This is a genomic window from Mesorhizobium sp. P2_C4, assembly GCF_056404575.1.
This window is the reverse complement of the sequence record NZ_JBFUDT010000001.1, coordinates 725,670-748,384: the sequence shown is the minus strand read 5'-3', so window position 1 is coordinate 748,384 and position 22,715 is coordinate 725,670. Positions and strand designations below refer to the sequence as shown.

Below are 22,715 nucleotides of genomic sequence, written 5' to 3'. Positions count from 1 at the left end.
ACAGGCTGACGCAAAATCAGTGAAGGCTTCGCCGGGCGGTGAATTTCTCGCCTTCGGTGGCTTTGTCCGCGCTCAGGTTTCTTTCGGCTTCGCGGGCCTTGTCGGCCGACGTCGGCGCGCTCCTGGCAACCATGACGTAGACCATCAGGAAGTAGCCGACCTGGATGATGACCGCGCAGATGACAACGCGAATCAATGTTGTGGCAAGCGACGCGCCGTCGGCATAGGACCATGCCACCACGATCGCGAGGGCGAACAGCATTCCGACGATGAATTTTGGCAGTGACATGACCGGCGGTCCGTCAACCAGCCCGAGCATGCAAAAACGACGACTTACCCACCCGAGTATCTCCCCATTCGCCATGCGGGCTTATCAGTTTGCCCGCTGTCGGCCGGTTGCTTCCGGCCTTTCCAACCTATCGAGACTCTAACAGAAATAATTTGCGACTCTATTAAGACGGGAAACTGACGGCAAGGCCACACGCAACTAATTTTGAATCGGTTTCCGGGTTGGACTCTGCCATGCTGCGACGCACACACAGGCATCATGGCCAACCTCCGGATATCGATCCCGCACCAGTAAAAGCCCCAATATTTACTAGTATTTTATGCGAATTGCCTGGCACTTTGCGCCACATTAGAGCGACTTTATGCTTCTCGGCCAGCGTCGAGGAACGATTCGCCCAAAAATGGCCTTGAAAAGACACTAGATTTCCTGATTTTGCTCACATATTGTCACAAACGTGCCGCAAAGGCGAAATTTTGTGCACAGCGCGTTTATTATTTAGTCAATTCATGACGTGACTATTTCAGCGGCATGGGAAATTGTGTGTTGCGCTGCAGCATTTTTTTGATATCTTGCCGTAAACCATTCGTTGAACGTATGGAGTTTCGGCATGAGGGATATCGCTAAGTCGGCCAATGCGGGCTTTTCGCAGGTCGGCATTGATTTTCCGCCACCAATCGGCGGTCTACTCAAGCGCAGTTTTGATATTTTTGGTTCACTGGTCGGCCTGCTGGCGCTCAGCCCGCTGTTTGTAATGGTCGCACTTCTCGTCAAGCTGTCAGATGGCGGCTCGATTTTCTACGGTCACAAGCGGATCGGTCGTGGCGGGCGTATCTTCCCGTGCCTCAAGTTCCGCACCATGGTCCCGGACGGCGATCGGGTGCTGGCCGCCTATCTTGCGGCCAATCCGGACGCCAACGCGGAATGGACGGCGACCCGCAAGCTGAAGAATGATCCGCGCGTCACCCGTGTCGGAGCCGTGCTGCGCAAGCTCAGCCTCGATGAATTGCCGCAGATCATCAACATCCTGCAGGGCGATATGAGCCTTGTCGGGCCTCGTCCCGTTGTGCGCGACGAGCTTGAGATCTATGGCAGTGCAGCGGTCTACTACCTGAAGTCACGCCCCGGCCTGACCGGGCTTTGGCAGGTCAGTGGACGCAACGACGTTTCCTATGACAGCCGGGTCGCGTTCGACCGCCACTATGTCGAGAACTGGTCGTTGTTCGAAGATGTTCGCATCATCATCAAGACCGTACCTGCCGTCTGGATGTCACGCGGATCCTACTGACCGGGCGGCAGCCGCCCTGAGCCGCCCATTCCGGCGCGGCGATGCCGACAGCAAGCTCATCGGGCGATGGGGCCAAAGCGGATCGGAACGTTCAGTTGAAAAAAGATACCTTCGACCTTTTTCGCACCGGCAGGACTGCCGGTCGTTTGGTGCCGGCCCGCCTCACAGCCGCCTGCCTCGCACTGTCCCTCGCCTTCCCGCACATGGCCGCAGCAGACGAGTATCGTCTCGGCTCGCAGGACAAGCTCAATATCCGCGTCGCCGAATGGCAGACCGTCGAGGGCACGTTCCGCGACTGGGCGGCTGTAAACGGAGAATATTCGGTCGGCCCCGCCGGAACCTTGTCGGTGCCGTTCGTGGGCGAACTACCGGCAGCCGGCAAGACCACTTCGGAGATAGCCGCAGCCATCGGCCAGGCATTGCAGCGTAAGCTGGCGCTTGCAGACAAGCCGGAAGCGTCAGTGGAAATGGTGCAGTTCCGGCCGTTCTACATTTCAGGCGAGGTGCAGACACCCGGCCAGTTTCCCTACGTGCCCGAGCTGACCGTGCTCAAGGCAATCAGCGTTGCCGGCGGCATAAGGCGCAATGCCGATTACGGCCCCCAGATCGGCAAAGACCTGGTTACAGCCAAGGGCAATTACGACATTTACGAGGACCAGCAGGTTCGCCTGCTTGTTCGGCGGGCCCGCATCGATGCCGACATTGCCGGCAAATTGAGCTTCGATGTGCCGAAGGAGATCGCGGACGATCCGCGCCTGCCGGCTATCGTCGCAGATGAAATGGCGATTCTGAAGTCCGACCAGAACAAGCTGAAGCTGAAGTTGCAGGCGCTCGATGAGCTGAAGGGCGTTTTGCAGGCCGAAATCGAATCGCTGCAGAAGAAGATCGTCAACCAGCAGCGACAGGTCGACCTGGCCAAGCAACAACTCGACAGCATCGGTCCGCTGGCGCAGAAGGGCTTGATCGTCAACACGCGCCTGCTGACTTCGGAGCAATCGATCGCCAATCTGCAGGGTCAGGTCCTGGACTATGAAACGGCGATCCTGACCGCCAAGCAGTCGATCAGCAAGGCGACGCAGGATGCCATCGATGCCCAAAACACCCAGAGTTCGAGCCTCGCCGCCGACCGCCAGCAGACCGAGACGGATCTGAACGAAGCCACGCTGAGGGTGGGCATGCAAAAAGGCCTGATGGCCGCGGCATCGGATCCGGCAACGACGGCTGCCATCACCAGCGGCGGAGAACCGACCTTCCTCTATTCGCTGGTACGCGTTGTCGACGGCAAGACGAGTGAGATCGCCGCCAAGGAAGACACGCCAGTGCTGCCGGGGGACGTGATCAAGGTCAAGCTGGCGCCGATGGCCAGCCAGTAAGCAAGACAATGGTCAGGCCTGTAGGCATGACGATTGTCAGCCTGTAGGCAACGCCCGGCGTCATCGACGCCGGCCGGCAGGAATTGAGAAGGCAGCATCGAGTGCCGCCCAGCCGGGCGCAGGAGACCAGCTGTCGACCTCGCGCAGCGATCCGCTGATGAAAGCATAGAATGCAGCCGGCACCCCGCCACGTATACCTCAATCTCGACGCCCTGCGCGGCGTGGCGGCGATCAGCGTCATGCTCTATCATTTCTCGCCGTTCATCACCGACGGCAAGGTGCTGCCCTCGAGCTATCTCGCGGTCGACCTGTTCTTTCTGCTGAGCGGGTTCGTCATCGCTCACGCCTATGACAGGAAGATCGAAACCGGGATGGGGTTCGGCACTTTCCTCTTGATCCGGCTGATCCGGCTCTATCCGCTTTACCTAGCCGGTACGCTGCTGGGTTTTTTCTATCTGCTGATCAAGAACCGGCTTATTCCCGCGGAGTACATGCCGCTTTCGGACATCGCCGTCATGCTGACGACGGGCATGTTTTTCATTCCGCTGGTCGGCAGCGCCTATCACACGATCTTCCCGCTCAACCCCGCCTCCTGGTCGTTGTTCTTCGAGCTCATCGTCAACATCGCCTATTTCCTGCTGTTCTTCGTGCTGCCGAAAAGGCTGCTGACAGCACTCATCGCCGGCAGCCTCGCGCTGCTGGTCGTGGCGGCGGCCGTGGCCGGCACGCTCGACTTCGGCATGACCGGACAAACCATCATCAGCGGCCTGCCGCGCGTGTGCTTCTCATTCTTTCTCGGCGTGCTCCTGTGCCGCTCGATCGGACGCTACCAGGGCAGGCTGGGTTTTCTGCAAACCGGCTACTGGGCCGAGATCGCGCTTGTGCTGACGCTGGTGGTTTTTGCCATCGCACCGCATGGCGCCTTGCGCCCGATCTATGATCTGGCCTGCATCGTGTTTTTGTTTCCGATGATGGTCGTGGTTGGAGCCCTGGCGCCAACCCATCAGCGCGTCTCCAGGCTCTACAGCTGGCTCGGGCGGATCTCCTATCCGATCTATATCATCCACACGCCACTGCTGATGATCATCGCCGGAGCCGGCAAGGCCGTGTCCATCGATCCGTTCGCAAACCACCCCTGGTTCGGCATCGTCATGGCCCTCGCCGTGATCGTCATCGGCGACATCGCAACCCGCATCTTCGACGAACCGGTACGCCGGTTTCTGCAGCGGCAGATGCTGCGGCGCGCCAGCGCCATTGCGTAGAACGCCGGGCTTCTTTCAGGCCTGATAGCGCCAGACCGAACCCGCCTCGATCAACAGCAACAAGCCTTCAGCCGCTTGCGGCTTTCGCTTCCTGGATGGCAATCCGGGTTCGTTGCGGCTGGACCTCGGGCACACGTCGCAACTTGAACAGGCTGTAATAGACGACGAATGAGGCCATGAAATACGGGCCCAGGATTTCGACTTCGAAGAAGGAGCGGATGAACATCAGGCCGACCACGCCGGCAAGCACGACCGAGTCGGCCTGCCAATCGCGGAAGATCACCGCCGATATGTGTCCGTAGAGAGCGCGCAGGATGATCATCGAAATCATCGCCACCCCGACAAAGCCGAGTTCGACCAGGGTCTCGATATAGGTGTTGTGGAAATGGAAGCCGGTGCGGGTCGAGATGTAGAACTCGGCCCACAGCCGTTCCGCCTCGGCAAAGCCCTGCACCCAATAGCCGGCATAGCCGACGCCAAGGATTGGCGATTTCTGCGCGGCCTCCCAGCCTTGCTCCCACAGATAGGTTCGCCCGGTGAGGGTCGAATCCTTGCCGAAGATGCCAAGCACGAAATCCAGAACGCCGAGGTTCAAGGCGGCAAAGACCGCTACAACCAGCGTGCACGCGCCGACTACGAAAAGCACCCTACGATAGCGGCGCGACACGACCTTGCTCATCGCAAGCAGGGTCACGATCGCCAGAGCTACCGGCAGCGACGCCACCGACGTGGCGGAATGGGCGATGGCCAGCATGTAGACCGACAACAGGCCGATGACAGCCGTCCAGACCAGGCTTAGCCGGTCGCGCCTGAAAAAGATGACGAAGACAAAGCAGAAATAGATGCCAAGCGACGAGAAGAACCCGACCTGGTTCTTGGAGCCGAAGGCACCGACGAAATTGTAGGTTCCGTCGAGAACGTCCTCGGCGTAAGCCCCGACCTTGAGCGAATAGAGCAGGACGAGAAAAATCCCGATCAGGGAGCCAAGCACCAGGGTGCGGACGCTAACCGTGCGCGCGGCGATGTAGGCGCAGACGAGGTGCGAAAAGTACTGGACTGCCGCTCTTGCGGTGATGCCGGACGCATCCGACCAGAAGACCGAGAAACAGACATAGGCGGCAAACACCAGTGGCAGCCAGGCGCTGGAAAGGCCTTTCAACAGGCGCCGGTAGTCGACGAGGACGAGGGGAAGCCAGACCGCATAGTAGGCCAGGATCAGTATCTGACCGAAATTGGAGGAGTAGGCAAAGGCGATGACCGAAACGGCCACAGCGAAGCTGCCATAGACAGCATTCTTTTCCGGTTCCACCAGCAGGGATTTTGGAATCTTCATATCTGTATCGGATTTCTCATCCACGCAGCCTTTCAGTCGGGCGCAAGCGCCGATCGGCTATTTATCCACGAGATGCCGGTTCGACAGGCATCCATTGTGCAGTGCAATATAACCTACCGCCGTATCGCCTGTCACTCAATGACAAAAGTGTCACGGGCAATGCGCGGAGACCATGAACCATGGAAATGGCGCGAATGCGGCCCGCCTGGTGCAAAGATCAGTCGGTGCCGCCTCGCCGACCGATGCCTGAACCAACCCCGTCCGCGATCATGGTGTTTGCTGTCACCAATGAGATGAATACAATGGGCGAAAAGTGATCCGCATGTGCAGCCCGCTGGAGAGAACTGATGGACAAACCTCGAATCTTCCTTGGTTCGTCAGGAAAGCAGCAGAAGCTGCTACAGGCGCTGACACGCGGGCTTGAAGACGTCGCGCATGTGGAACCCTGGACGACGTCTTTCAATCCCGGGACCTCCACCCTGGATCGCCTCCTCGAGCTCACGCGTGAAGTCGACTTTGCCGCTTTCCTGTTCGCCCAGGACGACTGGACGAGCGCGAGCGTGCCGGCATCGGCGGCGCCGGTCTCTGCTCAAGCGTCCCCACGCGACAATGTGGTCTTCGAAGCCGGTCTCTTCGGCGGAGTCCTCGGAATGCGCCGAACGTTTATCCTGCATGCGAACGGCTCCAAGCTGCCAAGCGATCTCCTCGGCCTGACCTCTGTCCGGTATGGCGACGCGACGACTGCCGCGGAGATGAGGGTGGTCAACCAGAAGCTGCGCAAGGCAATCGAGAACGAGAGCCGCCTCGCTCGAATCGAGGGCCTTTGGTGGCAGTTTTCCCTGTCGGAGCGCACTGCCAAGGAGCCATCCGCTGTGAGCCTTTTGCGGATCTCGCGAGACCGCGACGGTGCGCTGGAGCTCACCGGTCGCTCATGGCAAGAGAATGGCAGTCTGTCCGCCAGATACTGGAGCGAAGCGACGAAGGAGAGAAAGCAGACTCCCGGCATCTTCTACTACTGGAACGGAGAGCGGCCGATGGACGCGAATGCGACGCAGTTGCACGGGACCGGGGAGATCCTGCTTGAGTCCGCCGAGCGCGCGTCCGGCTACTTCACCACGCGAGCCGACACAAACCCGGAGCTGAATGCGCGCACCTCCGGTGTCTATCTGCGCGCCGAACCGGAAGATCTGGCTATTCTGGACGGGCGCGACAATCAGCGGCGGGTGGAGTTGATCGCCGAGCGGCTGAGCGATTGGAAATCGATCGCCTGAAAATTCAGTGCGTTTGGGAGCCCTGGCGCTTGGGCTGAGCCCGGACCCAGCGCCGTATGGAGAGAGGTGTCGCCAGGAGCGCGCCTCTCGATCGCTGGCCCACCAGTATCCCGTTTGGCGGCTCCAATCCCCGGCTTGAACTTGTCCGCCGGTGACTTCACAGTCGCCGCCGATCGGGAGGGTGATCGCATGCGTTTTGCTGGACGGTTTGCCGGACGCTCGGCGGTGATCACCGGCGGCGCCTCCGGCATCGGCCTGGCCGTAGCCAAGAGAATTGTCGAAGAGGGCGGACGGGTTTGCGTCTGGGACCGCGACCCCGACCAGATCGAGCGGGCCCAGGCCACCGTTGCCGGCCTGCATGGCATGACCATCGACGTTGCCGATGCATTGGCGGTTGAAGACGCCGCGAAACACACGATCAAGGCCCTTGGCGCGGTCGATATCCTGGTCACCAGTGCCGCCATCACCGGACCGAACATGACGACCTGGGAGTACTCGGTGGAGGACTGGCGCCGGGTCATCGACATCAACATCAACGGCGTCTTCTTCTGCAACAAGGCGCTGGTGCCGCACATGCTCGAACGCAATTACGGCCGGATCGTCAACATCGCTTCGATTGCCGGCAAGGAAGGCAATCCCAACGCGTCGGCCTACAGCACGTCGAAAGCGGCGGTGATCGGCATGACAAAATCGCTGGGCAAGGAGTTGGCCAAGACCAGGGTGACGGTGAACTGTGTCACCCCCGCCGCGGTGCGCACGGCGATCTTCAACCAGATGAGCCAGCAGCATATCGACTTCATGCTGTCGAAAATACCGATGGCGCGGTTCGGCGAGGTCGAGGAGGTGGCGGCGCTGATCTCATGGATCGCTTCCGAGGAATGCTCGTTCACCACCGCTGCCGTGTTTGACGTTTCCGGCGGCCGGGCTACCTATTGAAGCAAGTGAGGCGCGATTTGCCACCGAGAGCTGTGGCCGTCCGCCCGGAGTTTGCTTCCTTTGCCTGGCGTTGAATCTCCCTTGTCCGACGAAGAGCTGCTCGACCGCTTCCAGCACGCGGCCTTCGGCTATTTCCTGGAGACCGTGAACCCTGAAAACGGGCTGGTCGCCGACACGTCGCGGCCGGACTGGCCGGCAAGCATCGCCGTCGTCGGCTTTGCGCTGTCCTGCTACCCGGTCGGGGTCGAACGCGGCTGGATGACACGCGAAGCTGCGATAAAGCTGACACTTGCCGCCCTGCGCTTCTTTCGGGACAGCCGGCAAGGCACTGGCGACGACGTCACCGGCCACAAGGGGTTCTACTACCATTTCCTCGACATGCGGACCGGCCTGCGCACATGGCGCTGCGAATTGTCGATGGTCGATACGGCGCTGCTGATGGCCGGCGTGCTGGTGGCAAGCGCCTATTTCGGCGGCGACAGCGAGGATGAGGTCGAAATCCGCCACCTGGCCGACGTGCTCTACCGCCGCGTCGACTGGCGCTGGGCGCAAGGCCGCCGCCCAACCTTGCGGCAGGGCTGGAAGCCAAAGAGCGGCTTTCTGTATTCCGACTGGGAAGGCTACAACGAAGCGACCATCCTCTATGTGCTGGCGATGGCTTCACCAGACCGCCCGGCCTCGGACGACAGCTATGCCGCGTGGACGTCGACCTATCAGTGGGAAACCATCTACGGCTACGACGTGCTCTATGGCGGACCACTGTTCATGCATCAGTTCTCGCATGCCTGGATCGACTTCGCCGGCATCCGGGATGCATTTATGCGCGACAAGAACTCCGACTATTTCGAAAACAGCCGCCGTTCGACCTATATCCACCGCGACTATGCGCAGCAAAACCTGCTTGGCTATGACGGTTACAGCGACGAGCTGTGGGGCCTTTCAGCCGGTGACGGACCCGGCAATTTTCGCGCTGGTATCGCGCGGCGGCCGCTTAAGTTTTTGAGTTATGCGGCGCGTGGCGCCCCCTTCGGTCCCGACGATGGGACGATCGCGCCGTGGTCTTGTCTGGCATCGCTGCCGTTCGCCCCGGAAATCTGCCTGCCGGCGCTGCGTCACCTGCAAGAGCGCCACCCCCAAATGATCAACAATTTCAGGATGCCGAGCGGCTTCAACCCGACGCTGGCGAACCGGCGAAATTTCGGGCCGAGCGGCTGGATATCGCAAGGGCACTACGGCCTGGACCAGGGAATCGTCGTGTTGATGATCGAAAACCACCGCTCGCGCCTGATCTGGGAGCTGATGCGATCAAGTCCGCCCATTCGTCTCGGCCTCAGCAAGGCGGGTTTCACAGGCGGCTGGCTGTCGCAGCCGGCGCGCGCGCCTCAGGGGTAGCCGATCACCATGTCGGCGCTTGACGGCGGCGTGGTTCAGCTAAAGAAGATTGAGATGAGACTTTCACGACCGCGGAACACAGGTGAATGCAGCCCCCGATAGAGATCGACTATGCCGTCCGGCTGCTGGCGAAGGGCTACATATGCCTGCCGCTTCGTGCCGGCGGCAAGCATCTCGATCTTGCGGCCATGGAGTACGATCCTCTGCATTTGCGAAACCAACGCAAGGATTTGAAGGAACTCGCCTTCTGTTCCATCGCGTTTCAGTTGTCGCAGAAACCACCAACCAGCGATGACATTGAGCGCTGGTTTCGTAATTTTTCCGGAAACGTCGGCATCCTGGGAGGATTTTCCAACCTGCTGGTCCTGGACTTCGACGACGCCGCTGCATATCGGAGTTGGGTGCGCCGCCACGGTGCCATTGCCGGCCGCACACCGATGGCAAGGTCGCCAAACGGGTTTCATGTCTATCTGAGGACACGTGAGCCGACCGTGTCATCGAGCCTGCATTTCGGCATGCGCCGCGTCGGCCACGTCAAGGCGCTTGGCGGCTATGTGGTGGGCAGTCCGTCGGTGCTCAGGGATGGTTCCTCCTACAGCTGGCTGGAGAACCAATCGCCGTTCGATATCGAGCCACAACCGATCGACAGCCTCGCCAGCCTTTCGCTGCGGCCGGTCTCGCCGCTCAAGCATTATTATGACCGCATGCGCAACCGCGGCTTCTTCGAGGGGCAGTGAGCAAATCCGGGGAGACGCGGTTGAACGTCACGGTCGTCATTCCGGCACGCAATGCCGCCGCGACGATTGATGCCGCACTGCGCAGCCTGATGCCCGACAGCAGGCTGATCCGTGAGATCCTGCTGGTCGACGATGGTTCCGACGATCAAACCGCCTCGATCGCGCTGGACAGCGCGCAGCGACATGGCCTGCCGCTCGAGGTCGTGAGTGTCCGCCTGGGCAGCGCCGGTGCGGCGCGCAACATCGGCATCGCGCGGGCGAGCGGCAACGCCATCTTCTTCCTCGATGCCGATGACGAACTGATCGAGGGCGGCTTGTCGTTGCTGCACGAGGCGCTCCTGCGCAGGCCCGAGGCTGGCCTGTCGATCGGCGCCAGCATTCGTCGCACGGACGGACGGCCGGACAAGCTCAAGGCGCCGCATGGCTACACAAGCGACAGGACCGAGAACACCAGGCGATATCTGCTCAATGAGCTGTGGCCGATCGCCATGGGCAGCGCATTGGTGGCGACATGGGCGACGGCTAGCGTTCGCTTTCCGGAGGCGATCGGTCTCGACGAGGACACGTGTTACTGGGTCGCCCTGCTGGCGCGCGTCGACGCGGTCACCGTCTCGGCGCCGGTGCTGCTCTACCATCACGACGAAGCAAGGATGGCGCGGCGTTTCATTCAGGCACCACGCAGGACGTTTCTCGCCATTGCACTCGAACTGGACAGGTTGGCTGCGCTGGGCGTTGCCAGGGATGCGCTTCAATGGCGAAAGGCCTGGATAGCGCAGCGGATTGCACGCCAGCTCATCAAGCACCGAAAATACGCCGATGCAGCGAGCATGATGCGAGCCGTCGACGCCCACAAATTGACCGGCCGGAGCTGGAAGGCCTTGCAGTACGACACCCGGATCCGCCTGGGGCGTCTGGTTCATGGCGCGGGCGTATCGCATACGGCGCGAGGCTCCGCCGGGGAGCACCGCACTCTGGTGCTGTCTTACGATCCGGCCTCGCCTCCGACCTCGGGCGCGGATCTCCGGAATTTCGGCAATGCGGTGGCCGCGGCTCAGCTCGGACCGGTCTGTCTGGTCTCGATTAGACCGCAGGCGGACCAGCCGGCAGCGCTTGACCCTCATATCCGCACAGTTGCCCTCACGACAGAAGGCGATGTCCGCACGGCTTCGATCGGCTGGTGGCGGCGCAAAGGCGAGAACCGAATTCCGCGTACCGCGCTGGTGCGGCTCGAGACGCTTGTGCGCACATTTCGTCCCGACACGATCGTGGTCGAGGGTATCGGCTTGTTCAAGCTGCTGCGGCCTTTGCGGCCGCTGGCAAGCCAGCTGATCCTCGACATGCACAATGTTGAATCCGATCTGGCAGGGCAACTCGATCGCGCCGGGGACAGGAGCTCGATAGCGGCCATTGCCGCTGCCGCCACTGGCGTCAGGCGCCTCGAAAGAAGAGCGCTGGCCATCGTCGACAGGGTCTGGGTTTGCTCGCGGCAGGACCGGGAAAGACTGACCGCACTGTCCCGGCGCACCGTGCCGATCGATATTGTTCCCAACGGCATCCCCCGTTTCGAAACCATTCCCGTGGAGTTGCCGGCGCAGGCCAGCCCGTCCGATGGCTTTCCGGTCATTCTGTTCATCGGCCATCTCGGCTACCAGCCGAACATCGACGGCGCCGAACGGCTGGCCGGCGCCATCCTGCCGCGCATCCGGCAAAGCCTGCCAGACGTCAGACTGGTTCTTGCCGGCCGATACCCCAAACCTGCGGTGAAGGCCCTGACAAGATTGGAAGGGGTGGAGCTGGTCGAGAACCCTAGCGATGTCGGGCCGCTGCTGGCGCGCGCGCATCTCAGCATCATCCCGCTTTCGGCGGGCGGTGGTACGCGCATCAAGATTCTCGAAGCGATGGCGTGGGGCATTCCGGTGATCGCCACGCCATTGGCCGCCGAAGGACTGGATCTGGCCGAAAATGACGAGATCCTTCTTGCGGATTCGGATGAAAGGCTTGCCGAAATGGCGATAGAGCTTTGTCTTGATCGCACGCGCATGGCAAGGCAGCGTAGCCGCACGCATGAAGCCGTTTGGTCGAGGTTCGGCCCGCAAGCCATCCGCAAGGCCGTCCGCAACGGTTTCGGGCCGGACGATGCCGGCGCATGACGATGCTTTCCACAGTGACCAATCGATGAGCAGCCGATGATCCCGCCAATCCTGCATCAGACCTGGAAGACCGACAGCGTCCCTGCCCGCTTCCAAGGCTATGTCGAGAGCTGGAAACGGCACCATCCTGACTGGACGATGATGTTCTGGAACGACCGGATGCTGCTCGAATTCGTCGCCGAGCACTACCCGGATTTCCTGGCCACCTTCTGCGGCTATTTCAGCGGCGTGCTGCGCGCCGATGCCGGGCGCTACCTGCTGCTTTATCATTTTGGCGGGGTCTATGCCGACATCGACTGCGAATGCGTCGCGCCCTTCGATCCGCTCCTGGACGAGGACCGGATCGTGTTCTGCAAGGAGCCGGACACGCATACGCTCGTCCAGGCGGATTTTCGTGGCCTGCCCTACCTGTTGTTCAACGGCACGATGGCCAGCCCGCCCCGCCACCCCTTCTGGCTGGAGGTCTTGTCCCTGCTGCCTGGACTGGCGCATGCCAAGGAGGCGCTCGATGCAACCGGCCCTTGCCTGCTGACATCAGCCCAGCTCGGCTATGGCGACCAGGCGGCGTTCGCCATCCATCCGGCCGCGCTGTTCACGCCCGTGGACTCGGCAGGACGAAAGGGCGGCAGCGGAGCGCCGACGCTGTCCATCCATCACTGGGCGGGCACATGGTGGAGCAAACGGCCGGAGCCGCGATGGCGCGACAGGTTTCGCGACCATTTCTACCGGACCTGGCACCATCTGACACGCGGCGCGCATCTGGACGAGGCGGCGACGAAAGCAAGCGTCAACCCGGCGGCGCTTTCGGCGCCGCCTCCGTCCGGCCAGAATATCGCCATCCTGGTGCCGCTGCGCGATGCGGCCGACCACATCCAGCCGTTCCTCGATTTGCTGCAGGCGCTCGACTACCCCAGGGACAGGATTAAGCTGGCCTTCTGCGAAGGCGACAGTTCGGATGGAAGCTGGGAGAGGCTGCAAGCGGCAGTAGCGCCGCTCGCCGACAGCTATCGCGGGATCGTCCTGCTGCAGAAGCATGTGGGCACCAGCCTTGACCGATCGAAGCGAACGAAGCCGCGACAGCAGCTGGAGAGGCGGGGCGCCATTGCCAAGGTGCGCAACCATTTGATCGATCACGGGCTCGACGCCGATGACGACTGGGCGCTGTGGATCGACATCGATGTCTGGAAATTCCCAAGGGATATCGTAAGCCGGCTTATCACAAGCGGACACCGCATCGCTGTCCCCCACTGCGTAAAGATCGCCGGCGGCGACAGCTTCGACCTCAACAGCTTCGTCACCATCCGTCCGCAAAGGGACTATCGCTATTATCGCGACATACGCGGTGGGCTCTACCAGCCTCCTGCCCGCTCGATGAGCCGGCTCCATCTCAGCGATGTCAGGCACCTCGACAGCATCGGTCTCGATGGCGTCGGCGGAACCATGCTTCTGGTCGACGCCGCACTGCATCGCGGCGGGCTTCGCTTTCCGGAGATTCCCTATCGCGACCTGATCGAAACCGAAGCCTTCGGCGTGCTGGCCAACGATCTCGGCATCAGACCGGTCGGGCTTCCCAAACTTGAGATATTGCATGTCCCGTGGTGATCGGTGCCCGGGGATCAAAATCAGCGCAGGGCAGGCTCCTGCCGGACCGGGTGCAGCTAACGCAGTCGACGATTTCTGCGCCAGCGATACAGCCGGGCCTTCACGTAAGCGACGTGACCGAAGGGTAGCGATGAACGGCCCGATGGCTGGCCAGAACGATCCTGCAAACGCTGATGCACAAGTGCGGCCAGGCGGCACTTTGGCGCTGTCTCAAGCTGTTGCAGACGGCAGGCGAGAGGCTCAGGCAACGGCTTTGCGCGCCAGGCAAAATAGGCTTCATAGGCTTGCGGCGTTTCCGTGAGATGGCGCAGGTAAGAAGCGAGATCCGCCGGGCTGCCGAAGGTCGCCGCGTCGATATACGAACCCGCGGGGACGAAGTCGGCGACATTCGGAGATCCTAGATAAATCGGCACCGTGCCGGCAAGCAACGGATCGAAGATTTTTTCGGTTACATAGTCCGGTGCGATGGAATTCTCCAGGGCGAGGCAGAAGCGATAGCGCGCAATGGTTTCGAGCTTGGTTTGCCGGCCAAGATCGGGGCCATCAAGCGAGCGGTTGGGACGATGCCGGCCATAGGAATCGACGCCGATATGCCGGGCGAGCTCGGCCGCAAATGCAGCGCGGCCGCTGCGGTCGATCGCCGAGGATTGGAAATGCGCAACGGGAGCGCTTTCCGTTTTCGACGGCGTTGCGCGCCTCCGCGCGTCTTCCCACCAGCCCGCCTCGGGAAGATAGGGGGTCCAGACATCCGACCCGGATTCGTAGGTCATGGTGATGTCGAAGTGCTTCATGAATTGGGGATCGGTCATGCAAGGGTAGTTGCGGTTGCTCTCCATCGACCACGCCACCCAGTACTGACCCGGATATTTGCGGGCATCGCCGCTTTCGCGCGCATCCGGAAGGTGGAAGACAACCGCAGCCGCCTCGGGAAGGCGAGCGCGGTCAGTCGTCCATCGCACCGGCGAGGCGCATTGCGGGATCGCCGCGATATCGACGGGTTTGCCGAACACGGACGTGTAGAAGAGGATCAGCGGAGCGTTCGGTGGCATCGGGGTCTCTGGACCTCCTCAGTCGTGAAGATCCCTGGGGATCGCCGGTCCGACCGAAAAATCCGTGAAAGTGACCTCGAAGCCCTCGCGTTGCGGCGAACAGCACATCATGCCGACATCGACCGACTTCGAGGGCGGGAAATAGGCAAGCCGCACCGGCTTCCAATGGCTGTCGGCCAGATATTGGACACGGATGGTCTCGGCATGGCGGGTCAAGCGGATCCTGACGCCGTTCGGATCGGCCGCAATGCTGACCAGCGACCAGTCGGAAGCATTGTTGGTGACGACGACGGAAAAGTACGCCAGCCCGTCGGTGTACTCGATACCGGCCTTGATCCAGTGCGTTTCGCTCAGCCGGACCATCAGCCCGGCCTGGTCGTAGAGCACCTCATAGTGCCCCTTGACCGTGACTTCGGCGCTGAAATCGCCCTCGACCGGCCGATAGAGGAAGTGGCCATTGTCGCGCCGGAAGCCGTAGAAGGTTTCGCGCCAGAAGTCAGTTTCCTTGCCGGTGCGCACATGAACCGTATGGTCGCCGAAAGCGTGATGCGGCGGCGGATTGAGCCAGGTCAGGTCCGCATGGTGAGATGATGTCATCCGTTTGCTTGCCTGCCTGGTCCGTCCTGCCGCCGGATTGATCAGCCGGCAAATGTGTAGGCGGTCTTCACCGTGGTGTAGAATTCCACCGCATAGCGACCCTGTTCGCGCGGGCCGTAGCTCGACCCCTTGCGGCCGCCGAAAGGAACATGGAAATCGACGCCCGCCGTCGGCAGATTGACCATCACCATGCCAGCTTCCGAATTGCGCTTGAAGTGGTTGGCATGCTTGAGGCTCGAGGTGCAGATGCCCGAGGTCAGCCCGAACGGCGTGTCATTGGCCACCGCCAGCGCTTCGTCATAATCCTTGACGCGGATGACGTTGGCGACCGGCCCGAAAATCTCTTCGCGCGAGATCCGCATAGTGTTGGTGGTTTCGGTGAACAGCGTCGGCTGGAGATAGAAACCGGGCGTTTCGCGATCGAGCCGCTCGCCGCCGAAGGCAAGGGTGCCGCCCTCCCTGCTGCCGATGGCGATGTAGTCTTCATCCTGCTTCAGCTGGCTGCCGTCGACGACGGGGCCGATCTGGGTTTTCGCATCCAAGGCATCGCCGACGACCAGCTTGCTCATGCGATCCTTCAGCGCCTCGACGAAGCGGTCGTGGATGCCGTCCGTCACCACCAGGCGGGACGACGCCGTACAGCGCTGACCGGTCGAGAAATAAGCGCCGTTGATGGCGCAGTCGACAGCGACAGCAAGGTCGGCATCGTCGAGCACGACAAGCGGGTTCTTGCCGCCCATTTCGAGTTGGAACTTGCGCATGTGCTCGACACTTGCCGCGGCGACGCGTTTTCCCGTGCCGACCGAGCCGGTGAAGGTGATGGCGTTGAGGTCGGGGCTGTCGAGCATTGCCTGGCCGACCACCGAGCCCTTGCCCATGACAAGATTGAGAACGCCCTTGGGCAGGCCGGCGCGGTGCAGAATGTCGACGATGGTCCAGGCGCTTTCCGGAACCAGTTCGGCCGGCTTGAAGACGATGGTGTTGCCGTAGGCGAGCGCCGGCGCAATCTTCCAGGCCGGAATGGCGATCGGGAAATTCCACGGCGTGATGATGCCGACCACGCCGACGGCCTCGCGCGTGATCTCGACCCCGACGCCCGGCCGCACGCTGGGGACCAGTTCGCCCGCCAGCCGCAGCGTCTCGCCGGCGAAGAAATCGAACAGCTGGGCGGCGCGAATGGTCTCGCCGATGCCCTCGACCAGCGTCTTGCCTTCCTCGCGCGCCAATGACCGGCCGATTTCATCCTTGCGCGCCATGATCTCGTCCGACGCCTTCTTCAGCACCGCATGGCGCACCAGCGGCGCCGAGCGCGACCAGGCGGGAAAGGCGGCTTTCGCCGCGGCAATGGCTTGCAGGGCCTGTTCGGCGCCGGCCGAGGCATATTCGCCAACCACGTCGCCTGTGTTCGAAGGGTTGATGTTGCGCGAGCCGGCCTCGCCCACCCACTCGCCGTCGATCAGATTTTTACGAAACAGGGTCATGGTCTTTCCTTGTAGGTTCGCTGGTGGCGCCGTCTGCCGGGGTCATCTATCACCCAGTCATCTGTCGCCCAAGTCATTTATCAGACAAATAGCGATAGTGTGATGACGTTTCAAATCTCGATAGCCGATGACGCGCGCCGGCGAAAGCCTGCGTGTCACTCCGGCTGGAAGGTCAAAACGAGATCGGTTCCCGTCAGCCCGCAAAAGACCAGAACAGGCAGGCCAGCGTCGCGACAGCAAAGACAACAAAGAACAGGCTTCTGAGCAGGACATTGCGCCGCAGCTCATTCATGATGAAATGGCAGCCGACGATGGCGGCGACGAACAGGAACCGCCAGTTCAGGAGTGCCCACAGGGCACCGCTCTGACCGAAAGCCCATCTGGTGACAAGGCAGCCGACAATGGTCGCGAACAGGGCGATCGTCGCCCAGAAGATCACGTCCGCGGCATTGGTCAGGACGACACCGGCGGCTCGAATGGGCAGGATCATCATCAGCATGGCGCTGAAAAAATAGACGGCGGCGAGCGGGATAAACGACCCGGCGTCGGCAATGCCGTCCAGGCGTTTCACGCCGATCACGCCGTATGGGTAGCCATGCCTGGCGACAGCCAGGCTCAGCGCCATGAGCAAAGCCGTCAGCACGGCAACCAATGCGAATGAAGTGAGGGCCTTGCTCATGTCGTTCCCTGCCGAGGCGAATCAAACAAGGACGTTTTTAGCCCACGACAGCGTCGCCCGCTCTGGAAAAGAGCGACCTTGGCTACCTCTCGACATTCTCAAAGGCGCCCATGCCCTGGGCGATGAGGTTGGTCGCCATGACCAATGAAACGATTGCCGCGGAATTGAAGACGACGACCCACCATTTGCCAGCGGTCAGGAAGCCGGCGCCGTCGGCAACCGCCAGCCCGCCTCCGCGGCGGGGGGTGGCAGGCCGCGAAGCCTAAACCACTGCAATGCTAGAGAAATTTGGTGGAGCCAATCGGAATCGAACCGACGACCTCTTGAATGCCATTCAAGCGCTCTCCCAACTGAGCTATGGCCCCACTTCCGGCAGTCCGCCGGTGCCGTTTCCGGCGAAGAGATCCGGCGCGGGTTGAGACCGCGCCGTTAGTGCAGGCGGCTTCTAACCCCGCCTTCCCTGAATATCAAGCCTGCAAGAACCGCTTTTTCGTCACAGCCCACAAAAGCAGGCAAGTGCTTGCATCAGAAGGCGGATCAGACTTCGTCGTCGTCGTCGCCAACGCCGATCATGTCGGCGACATCGTCGTCTTCTTCCTCTTCGTCGGCAAGGAAAGTGTCATCCTCGTCGTCGCCGAGGTCGACCTCGTCTTCGTCGTCGCCAAGATCGGGAAGATCGTCGCCCTTGACGTCGTCGTCCGCCTCTTCAAGCGGAACGATCTCGACGCCCTCTTCCTCCTCGGCATCGACTTCCTTCTCGGCGACTTCCTCTTCCTCTTCGATGGCGGCGATCTTGCCTTCCTCGAAATAGGAGCGCGGATAGCTCTTGCCGGTATAGGGCGAGACGATCGGGTCCTTGTTCAGGTCATAGAATTTTCGGCCCGTCTCGGGGTCGACGCGTTTTGAGCCAAGTTCGGATTTTGCCACGGCAAGCCTCGTAGATAAAAGAGTGGTCCCCTTAACCACTGTTTACCGCGCTGTCAAAGCGAAAAGCCGGCGTCACAAAACCAAGCACTGAAAGGCCTCGCGCGAGGGGATGACCATTTGCGCTCGCCGTGATACGAGACCGCCGCAACAAATGAAAAGCGCCGGCATGCCGGCATTCCGTCCAGGGAAATTCCATGTCTCACGCCGCCGCTGCCAAGCCGGCCACCGCCCGCAAATCATCAGCCCTTTCCGGCGCGGCGCGCGTGCCCGGCGACAAGTCGATCTCGCACCGCTCCTTCATGTTCGGTGGTCTCGCCTCCGGCGAAACCCGCATCACCGGGCTGCTGGAGGGCGAGGATGTGATGCGCACGGGTGCCGCCATGAAGGCAATGGGCGCCCATATCGAGAAGCATGGCGCTGAGTGGGTCATCCGCGGCACCGGCAATGGCGCGCTGCTGCAACCGGAAGGCCCGCTCGATTTCGGCAATGCCGGCACCGGCTCGCGTCTCACCATGGGCCTGGTCGGCACTTACGACATGGAAACCACCTTCATTGGCGACGCCTCTTTGTCCGGCCGGCCGATGGGCCGCGTGCTCGAACCCTTGCGCCAGATGGGCGTGCAGGTTCTGAAGGCGACCCCCGGCGACCGCATGCCGATCACGCTGCGCGGCCCCAAGCACGCCGCCCCCATCACCTACCGGGTGCCGATGGCCTCGGCGCAGGTGAAGTCCGCGGTGCTGCTGGCCGGGCTGAACACGCCCGGCATCACCACCGTCATCGAACCAGTGATGACGCGCGATCACACTGAAAAGATGCTCAAGGGTTTTGGCGCCAACCTGTCGGTCGAGACCGACGAGCGCGGCGTGCGCCACATCTTCATCGAGGGCCAGGGCAAGCTTACGGGACAGACCATCGCGGTGCCGGGCGATCCGTCTTCGGCCGGCTTCCCGCTGGTGGCGGCACTGATCGTGCCGGGCTCCGACATCACCATTGAAAACGTGCTGATGAACCCGACCCGGACCGGGCTTTTGCTGACACTGCAGGAAATGGGCGGCAGGATCGACATTCTCAACCCGCGCAATGAAGGCGGCGAGGACGTCGCCGACTTGCGCGTGCGCTATTCCGAGCTGAGGGGCGTCACCGTGCCGCCGGAGCGGGCGCCGACGATGATCGACGAATACCCGGTGCTTGCCGTCGCCGCCAGCTTCGCCGAAGGCGAGACGCTGATGCAGGGGCTGGAAGAGCTGCGGGTGAAGGAATCCGACCGTTTGTCGGCGGTCGCCAACGGGCTGAAGCTCAATGGCGTCGACTGCACCGAGGGTGAGGCGACCCTTGCCGTGCGCGGCAGGCCGGGCGGCAAGGGATTGGGCAGACACCCTAACGGGCCGGACACGACCGTGCAGACGCATCTCGACCACCGCATCGCCATGAGTTTTCTCGTCATGGGGCTGGCGACGGAAAAGCCGGTGACCATCGACGATCAGGCGATGATTGCGACGAGTTTTCCGGAGTTCATGGGGCTGATGAAGGGGCTCGGCGCGGAGATTGAGTGACAGTTGATGGCAAACAATAGGGGCCAGACTGGAACGCCGGAGGGACAGCGCCCCCCTCTGTCCTGCCGGACATCTCCCCCACAAGGGGGGAGATTGGCAGCTTTGGCGCTCCTCGCAATCCTGCAACGTGGACAATTGGCGAAGGCTGCAATGACGGCCAATCTCCCCCCTCGTGGGGGAGATGTCCGGCAGGACAGAGGGGGGCGCGAAGGATCGCGGCGCCTGCACTTTTCGTTGGTCCGCCAATGACACACACCTTCACCATCGCCATCGACGGCCCTGCCGGCGCCGGCAAAGGCACCCTTGCCCGTCGTCTTGCCGACCACTACCGGCTGAACCTGCTCGACACCGGCCTCACCTATCGAGCTGTGGCCTATGCGCTACTCCAGCACGCGCTGCCGCTGGACAATGTCTCGGCGGCCGAAACGGCAGCGCGCCAGGTCGATCTGGCAAAGCTCGACCGTGCCGTGCTGTCGGCGCATGCGGTCGGCGAGGCCGCCTCTAAGGTCGCGGTGTTTCCAACGGTGCGGCGCATCTTGGTCGAAAAGCAGCGCGACTTCGCCAAAACGCCGCCGGGCGCGGTGCTCGACGGCCGCGACATCGGTACCGTCGTCTGCCCCGATGCCGACATCAAGCTCTATGTGACGGCGAGCGCCGAAGTGCGGGCGCAGCGGCGGCTGGCCGAGATCGAAAGCATTGGCGGCACCGCCAATTTCGCTGAAATCCTTGCCGACATCGTGCGCCGCGACGAGCGCGACATGGGCCGCGCCGACTCGCCCTTGAAGCCCGCCGCCGACGCGCACTTGCTTGATACCAGCGAAATGGCTATAGAAGCCGCGTTTCTGGCGGCGAGAGCGATCATCGACGACGTTTTGGCCAAGAGAGACAAAGCCTGAGCCGGGTTTCCCTCGCGCTGCCGATTGCCGGCGGCGAAAAAGATACCCATATCGGGCACGAACCAGCCTGCCAGCATTCTTCATGCGCCGGAATTGCCGCTTAGAAAGCGGCCAAGGGCTTTTTGCCCGGAACGCCGGCAGGCTAACGCAACGCTAACCCACGGCGCCCGTCCCGCGACAGATGCGGGGCACTCCAGGAGAAACTATGTCAGCTGCAAATCCCACTCGCGACGATTTCGCGAGCCTGCTCGAAGAATCATTTACCGCCGGCCATTCCGGCGAGGGCCAGGTCGTCAAGGGCATCATCACCGCCATTGAAAAAGACATGGCGATCATCGATGTCGGCCTCAAGGTCGAAGGCCGCGTGCCGCTGAAGGAATTCGGCGTCAAGGGCAAGGACACCACCCTCAAGGTCGGCGACACGGTCGAAGTCTATGTCGAGCGCATCGAGAACGCGCTTGGCGAAGCGATGCTATCGCGTGAAAAGGCCCGCCGCGAAGAGAGCTGGGTCCGTCTCGAAGAGAAGTTCACCAAGGGTGAGCGCGTCGAAGGCGTCATCTTCAACCAGGTTAAGGGCGGCTTCACCGTCGACCTCGACGGCGCCGTGGCCTTCCTGCCGCGCAGCCAGGTCGATATCCGCCCGATCCGCGACGTCTCGCCGCTGATGCACAACCCGCAGCCCTTCGAGATCCTCAAGATGGATCGCCGCCGCGGCAACATCGTGGTGTCGCGCCGCACCGTGCTCGAAGAGAGCCGCGCCGAACAGCGTTCGGAAATCGTGCAGAACCTCGAAGAAGGCCAGGTTGTCGAAGGCGTCGTCAAGAACATCACCGATTACGGTGCGTTCGTCGACCTCGGCGGCATCGACGGCCTGCTGCATGTCACCGACATGGCCTGGCGCCGCGTCAACCATCCGACCGAAATCCTCAACATCGGCCAGACGGTCAAGGTGCAGATCATCCGCATCAACCAGGAAACCCACCGTATCTCGCTCGGCATGAAGCAGCTCGAGAGCGATCCGTGGTCCGAGATCGGCACCAAGTTCCCGATCGGCAAGAAGATCAAGGGTACCGTCACCAACATCACCGACTACGGCGCGTTCGTCGAGTTGGAGCCGGGCATCGAGGGCCTCATCCACGTTTCGGAAATGTCGTGGACCAAGAAGAACGTGCACCCCGGCAAGATCCTGTCGACGACGCAGGAAGTCGACGTGGTGGTGCTCGAGGTCGATCCGGCCAAGCGCCGCATCTCGCTCGGCCTCAAGCAGACGCTGGAGAATCCGTGGCAGGCTTTCGCCTCGAGCCATCCGGTCGGCAGCCAGGTCGAGGGCGAGGTCAAGAACAAGACCGAGTTCGGCCTGTTCATCGGCCTCGAAGGCGACGTCGATGGCATGGTCCATCTCTCCGACCTCGACTGGACCCGTCCGGGCGAGCAGGTGATCGAAGAGTACAATCGCGGCGACATGGTCAAGGCGCAGGTGCTCGACGTCGACATCGACAAGGAGCGCATCTCGCTCGGCATCAAGCAGCTGGCCAAGGATACGGTCGGCGAAGCGGCGACTTCAGGCGAACTGCGCAAGAACGCGGTCGTCACCTGTGAAGTCACCGGCATCAAGGATGGCGGTCTGGAAGTGCGACTGGTCGACAGCGGCATCGAGACCTTCATCAAGCGCAACGACCTCAGCCGTGACCGTGACGAGCAGCGCCCCGAGCGCTTCTCGGTCGGCCAGAAGCTGGACGCCCGCGTCATCGCCTTCGACAAGAAGACCCGCAAGCTGCAGGTCTCGATCAAGGCGCTGGAAATCGCCGAAGAGAAGGAAGCAGTCGCACAGTACGGCTCGACCGACTCCGGCGCTTCGCTGGGCGACATCCTGGGTGCCGCGCTGAAGAAGCAGGGCAGCTAA

General features: G+C 61.9%; 20 protein-coding genes and 1 tRNA gene. 13 read left to right on the top strand and 8 right to left on the bottom strand.

What is annotated here, in order from left to right:
- Positions 1 to 16 precede the first annotated feature (16 nt).
- Positions 17 to 364, bottom strand: a complete 348-nt coding sequence (locus AC1DX6_RS03655) for an exopolysaccharide production repressor protein (RefSeq protein ID WP_477241164.1) — start codon at positions 362 to 364, stop codon at positions 17 to 19.
- Positions 365 to 896: 532 nt separating this feature from the next.
- Here AC1DX6_RS03655 and AC1DX6_RS03650 point away from each other — a divergent pair.
- The 3 genes from AC1DX6_RS03650 to AC1DX6_RS03640 all read left to right on the top strand — a co-directional run bounded on the left by AC1DX6_RS03650 (position 897) and on the right by AC1DX6_RS03640 (position 4,209).
- Positions 897 to 1,574: a sugar transferase gene (locus AC1DX6_RS03650; RefSeq protein ID WP_477311296.1), complete on the top strand. Its 678-nt coding sequence runs from the start codon at positions 897 to 899 to the stop codon at positions 1,572 to 1,574.
- A gap of 95 nt (positions 1,575 to 1,669) precedes the next feature.
- On the top strand, positions 1,670 to 2,947 hold the full coding sequence (locus tag AC1DX6_RS03645; protein WP_477311294.1) for a polysaccharide biosynthesis/export family protein: 1,278 nt from the start codon (positions 1,670 to 1,672) through the stop codon (positions 2,945 to 2,947).
- A gap of 170 nt (positions 2,948 to 3,117) precedes the next feature.
- On the top strand, positions 3,118 to 4,209 hold the full coding sequence (locus AC1DX6_RS03640) for an acyltransferase family protein (protein WP_477311292.1): 1,092 nt from the start codon (positions 3,118 to 3,120) through the stop codon (positions 4,207 to 4,209).
- A gap of 67 nt (positions 4,210 to 4,276) precedes the next feature.
- Here the strand turns inward: AC1DX6_RS03640 and AC1DX6_RS03635 are convergent, their stop codons facing one another.
- The gene (locus tag AC1DX6_RS03635) at positions 4,277 to 5,542 is read right to left on the bottom strand and encodes an O-antigen ligase family protein (protein WP_477311290.1); all 1,266 of its coding nucleotides are present in this window, start codon (positions 5,540 to 5,542) and stop codon (positions 4,277 to 4,279) included.
- Between the two features lie 347 nt (positions 5,543 to 5,889).
- On the opposite strand from AC1DX6_RS03635, the gene AC1DX6_RS03630 reads away from it, so the two are divergent.
- From AC1DX6_RS03630 to AC1DX6_RS03605, 6 genes are all read left to right on the top strand, one after another.
- Entirely contained in the window at positions 5,890 to 6,813 is a 924-nt protein-coding gene (locus tag AC1DX6_RS03630; protein WP_477311288.1) for a TIR domain-containing protein, read from the top strand.
- A 189-nt stretch (positions 6,814 to 7,002) separates the two neighbouring features.
- Positions 7,003 to 7,749 carry an SDR family NAD(P)-dependent oxidoreductase gene (locus AC1DX6_RS03625; protein ID WP_477311286.1) on the top strand — a complete coding sequence of 249 codons (747 nt, stop codon included), beginning with the start codon at positions 7,003 to 7,005 and terminating at the stop codon, positions 7,747 to 7,749.
- Between the two features lie 81 nt (positions 7,750 to 7,830).
- Entirely contained in the window at positions 7,831 to 9,141 is a 1,311-nt protein-coding gene (locus tag AC1DX6_RS03620) for a glucoamylase family protein (RefSeq protein ID WP_477311284.1), read from the top strand.
- A gap of 86 nt (positions 9,142 to 9,227) precedes the next feature.
- Positions 9,228 to 9,878 carry a bifunctional DNA primase/polymerase gene (locus tag AC1DX6_RS03615; RefSeq protein ID WP_477311282.1) on the top strand — a complete coding sequence of 217 codons (651 nt, stop codon included), beginning with the start codon at positions 9,228 to 9,230 and terminating at the stop codon, positions 9,876 to 9,878.
- A 20-nt stretch (positions 9,879 to 9,898) separates the two neighbouring features.
- Entirely contained in the window at positions 9,899 to 12,028 is a 2,130-nt protein-coding gene (locus AC1DX6_RS03610; RefSeq protein WP_477311280.1) for a glycosyltransferase, read from the top strand.
- A gap of 36 nt (positions 12,029 to 12,064) precedes the next feature.
- Complete coding sequence (locus AC1DX6_RS03605) at positions 12,065 to 13,630, top strand: glycosyltransferase (protein WP_477311278.1); 1,566 nt, start codon at positions 12,065 to 12,067, stop codon at positions 13,628 to 13,630.
- 56 nt (positions 13,631 to 13,686) lie between these two features.
- On the opposite strand, the gene AC1DX6_RS03600 is transcribed toward AC1DX6_RS03605, so the two are convergent.
- The 4 genes from AC1DX6_RS03600 to AC1DX6_RS03585 all read right to left on the bottom strand — a co-directional run bounded on the left by AC1DX6_RS03600 (position 13,687) and on the right by AC1DX6_RS03585 (position 17,436).
- Positions 13,687 to 14,679, bottom strand: coding sequence for a glycosyltransferase family 10 fucosyltransferase (locus AC1DX6_RS03600; protein ID WP_477311276.1), 993 nt, complete (start codon positions 14,677 to 14,679; stop codon positions 13,687 to 13,689).
- Between the two features lie 18 nt (positions 14,680 to 14,697).
- Positions 14,698 to 15,276, bottom strand: coding sequence for a DUF1349 domain-containing protein (locus AC1DX6_RS03595; RefSeq protein ID WP_477311274.1), 579 nt, complete (start codon positions 15,274 to 15,276; stop codon positions 14,698 to 14,700).
- Between the two features lie 41 nt (positions 15,277 to 15,317).
- Positions 15,318 to 16,757 carry an aldehyde dehydrogenase family protein gene (locus AC1DX6_RS03590; protein WP_477311272.1) on the bottom strand — a complete coding sequence of 480 codons (1,440 nt, stop codon included), beginning with the start codon at positions 16,755 to 16,757 and terminating at the stop codon, positions 15,318 to 15,320.
- Positions 16,758 to 16,950: 193 nt separating this feature from the next.
- Entirely contained in the window at positions 16,951 to 17,436 is a 486-nt protein-coding gene (locus AC1DX6_RS03585; RefSeq protein ID WP_477311270.1) for a hypothetical protein, read from the bottom strand.
- On the opposite strand from AC1DX6_RS03585, the gene AC1DX6_RS03580 reads away from it, so the two are divergent.
- Positions 17,381 to 17,584, top strand: coding sequence for a hypothetical protein (locus AC1DX6_RS03580; protein WP_477311916.1), 204 nt, complete (start codon positions 17,381 to 17,383; stop codon positions 17,582 to 17,584). The two genes, AC1DX6_RS03585 and AC1DX6_RS03580, sit on opposite strands and share 56 nt — an antisense overlap.
- 141 nt (positions 17,585 to 17,725) lie before the next feature.
- Here the strand turns inward: AC1DX6_RS03580 and AC1DX6_RS03575 are convergent.
- Together AC1DX6_RS03575 and AC1DX6_RS03570 are read right to left on the bottom strand one after the other, a co-directional pair.
- Positions 17,726 to 17,801: transfer RNA gene (locus AC1DX6_RS03575), tRNA-Ala, on the bottom strand.
- Between the two features lie 172 nt (positions 17,802 to 17,973).
- Entirely contained in the window at positions 17,974 to 18,363 is a 390-nt protein-coding gene (locus AC1DX6_RS03570) for a TIGR02300 family protein (protein ID WP_477311268.1), read from the bottom strand.
- 194 nt (positions 18,364 to 18,557) lie between these two features.
- Between AC1DX6_RS03570 and aroA the strand changes: the two genes are divergently transcribed.
- From aroA to rpsA, 3 genes are all read left to right on the top strand, one after another.
- Complete coding sequence (gene aroA, locus AC1DX6_RS03565; RefSeq protein ID WP_477311266.1) at positions 18,558 to 19,916, top strand: 3-phosphoshikimate 1-carboxyvinyltransferase; 1,359 nt, start codon at positions 18,558 to 18,560, stop codon at positions 19,914 to 19,916.
- A gap of 245 nt (positions 19,917 to 20,161) precedes the next feature.
- A complete protein-coding gene (cmk, locus tag AC1DX6_RS03560) occupies positions 20,162 to 20,812 on the top strand; it encodes a (d)CMP kinase (protein ID WP_477311265.1) in 651 nt (216 codons plus the stop codon).
- Between the two features lie 205 nt (positions 20,813 to 21,017).
- On the top strand, positions 21,018 to 22,715 hold the full coding sequence (gene rpsA, locus AC1DX6_RS03555) for a 30S ribosomal protein S1 (protein WP_127259581.1): 1,698 nt from the start codon (positions 21,018 to 21,020) through the stop codon (positions 22,713 to 22,715).

What these genes read in the sequence shown, in the direction of transcription:
- AC1DX6_RS03655 (WP_477241164.1), bottom strand. Translation starts at nt 364, where the DNA reads ATGGCGAATGGGGAGATACTCGGGTGGGTAAGTCGTCGTTTTTGCATG.
- AC1DX6_RS03650 (WP_477311296.1), top strand. Translation starts at nt 897, where the DNA reads ATGAGGGATATCGCTAAGTCGGCCAATGCGGGCTTTTCGCAGGTCGGC.
- AC1DX6_RS03640 (WP_477311292.1), top strand. Translation starts at nt 3,118, where the DNA reads ATGCAGCCGGCACCCCGCCACGTATACCTCAATCTCGACGCCCTGCGC.
- AC1DX6_RS03635 (WP_477311290.1), bottom strand. Translation starts at nt 5,542, where the DNA reads ATGAAGATTCCAAAATCCCTGCTGGTGGAACCGGAAAAGAATGCTGTC.
- AC1DX6_RS03630 (WP_477311288.1), top strand. Translation starts at nt 5,890, where the DNA reads ATGGACAAACCTCGAATCTTCCTTGGTTCGTCAGGAAAGCAGCAGAAG.
- AC1DX6_RS03625 (WP_477311286.1), top strand. Translation starts at nt 7,003, where the DNA reads ATGCGTTTTGCTGGACGGTTTGCCGGACGCTCGGCGGTGATCACCGGC.
- AC1DX6_RS03615 (WP_477311282.1), top strand. Translation starts at nt 9,228, where the DNA reads ATGCAGCCCCCGATAGAGATCGACTATGCCGTCCGGCTGCTGGCGAAG.
- AC1DX6_RS03605 (WP_477311278.1), top strand. Translation starts at nt 12,065, where the DNA reads ATGATCCCGCCAATCCTGCATCAGACCTGGAAGACCGACAGCGTCCCT.
- AC1DX6_RS03600 (WP_477311276.1), bottom strand. Translation starts at nt 14,679, where the DNA reads ATGCCACCGAACGCTCCGCTGATCCTCTTCTACACGTCCGTGTTCGGC.
- AC1DX6_RS03595 (WP_477311274.1), bottom strand. Translation starts at nt 15,276, where the DNA reads ATGACATCATCTCACCATGCGGACCTGACCTGGCTCAATCCGCCGCCG.
- AC1DX6_RS03590 (WP_477311272.1), bottom strand. Translation starts at nt 16,757, where the DNA reads ATGACCCTGTTTCGTAAAAATCTGATCGACGGCGAGTGGGTGGGCGAG.
- AC1DX6_RS03580 (WP_477311916.1), top strand. Translation starts at nt 17,381, where the DNA reads ATGAGCAAAGCCGTCAGCACGGCAACCAATGCGAATGAAGTGAGGGCC.
- AC1DX6_RS03585 (WP_477311270.1), bottom strand. Translation starts at nt 17,436, where the DNA reads ATGAGCAAGGCCCTCACTTCATTCGCATTGGTTGCCGTGCTGACGGCT.
- aroA (WP_477311266.1), top strand. Translation starts at nt 18,558, where the DNA reads ATGTCTCACGCCGCCGCTGCCAAGCCGGCCACCGCCCGCAAATCATCA.
- cmk (WP_477311265.1), top strand. Translation starts at nt 20,162, where the DNA reads ATGACACACACCTTCACCATCGCCATCGACGGCCCTGCCGGCGCCGGC.
- rpsA (WP_127259581.1), top strand. Translation starts at nt 21,018, where the DNA reads ATGTCAGCTGCAAATCCCACTCGCGACGATTTCGCGAGCCTGCTCGAA.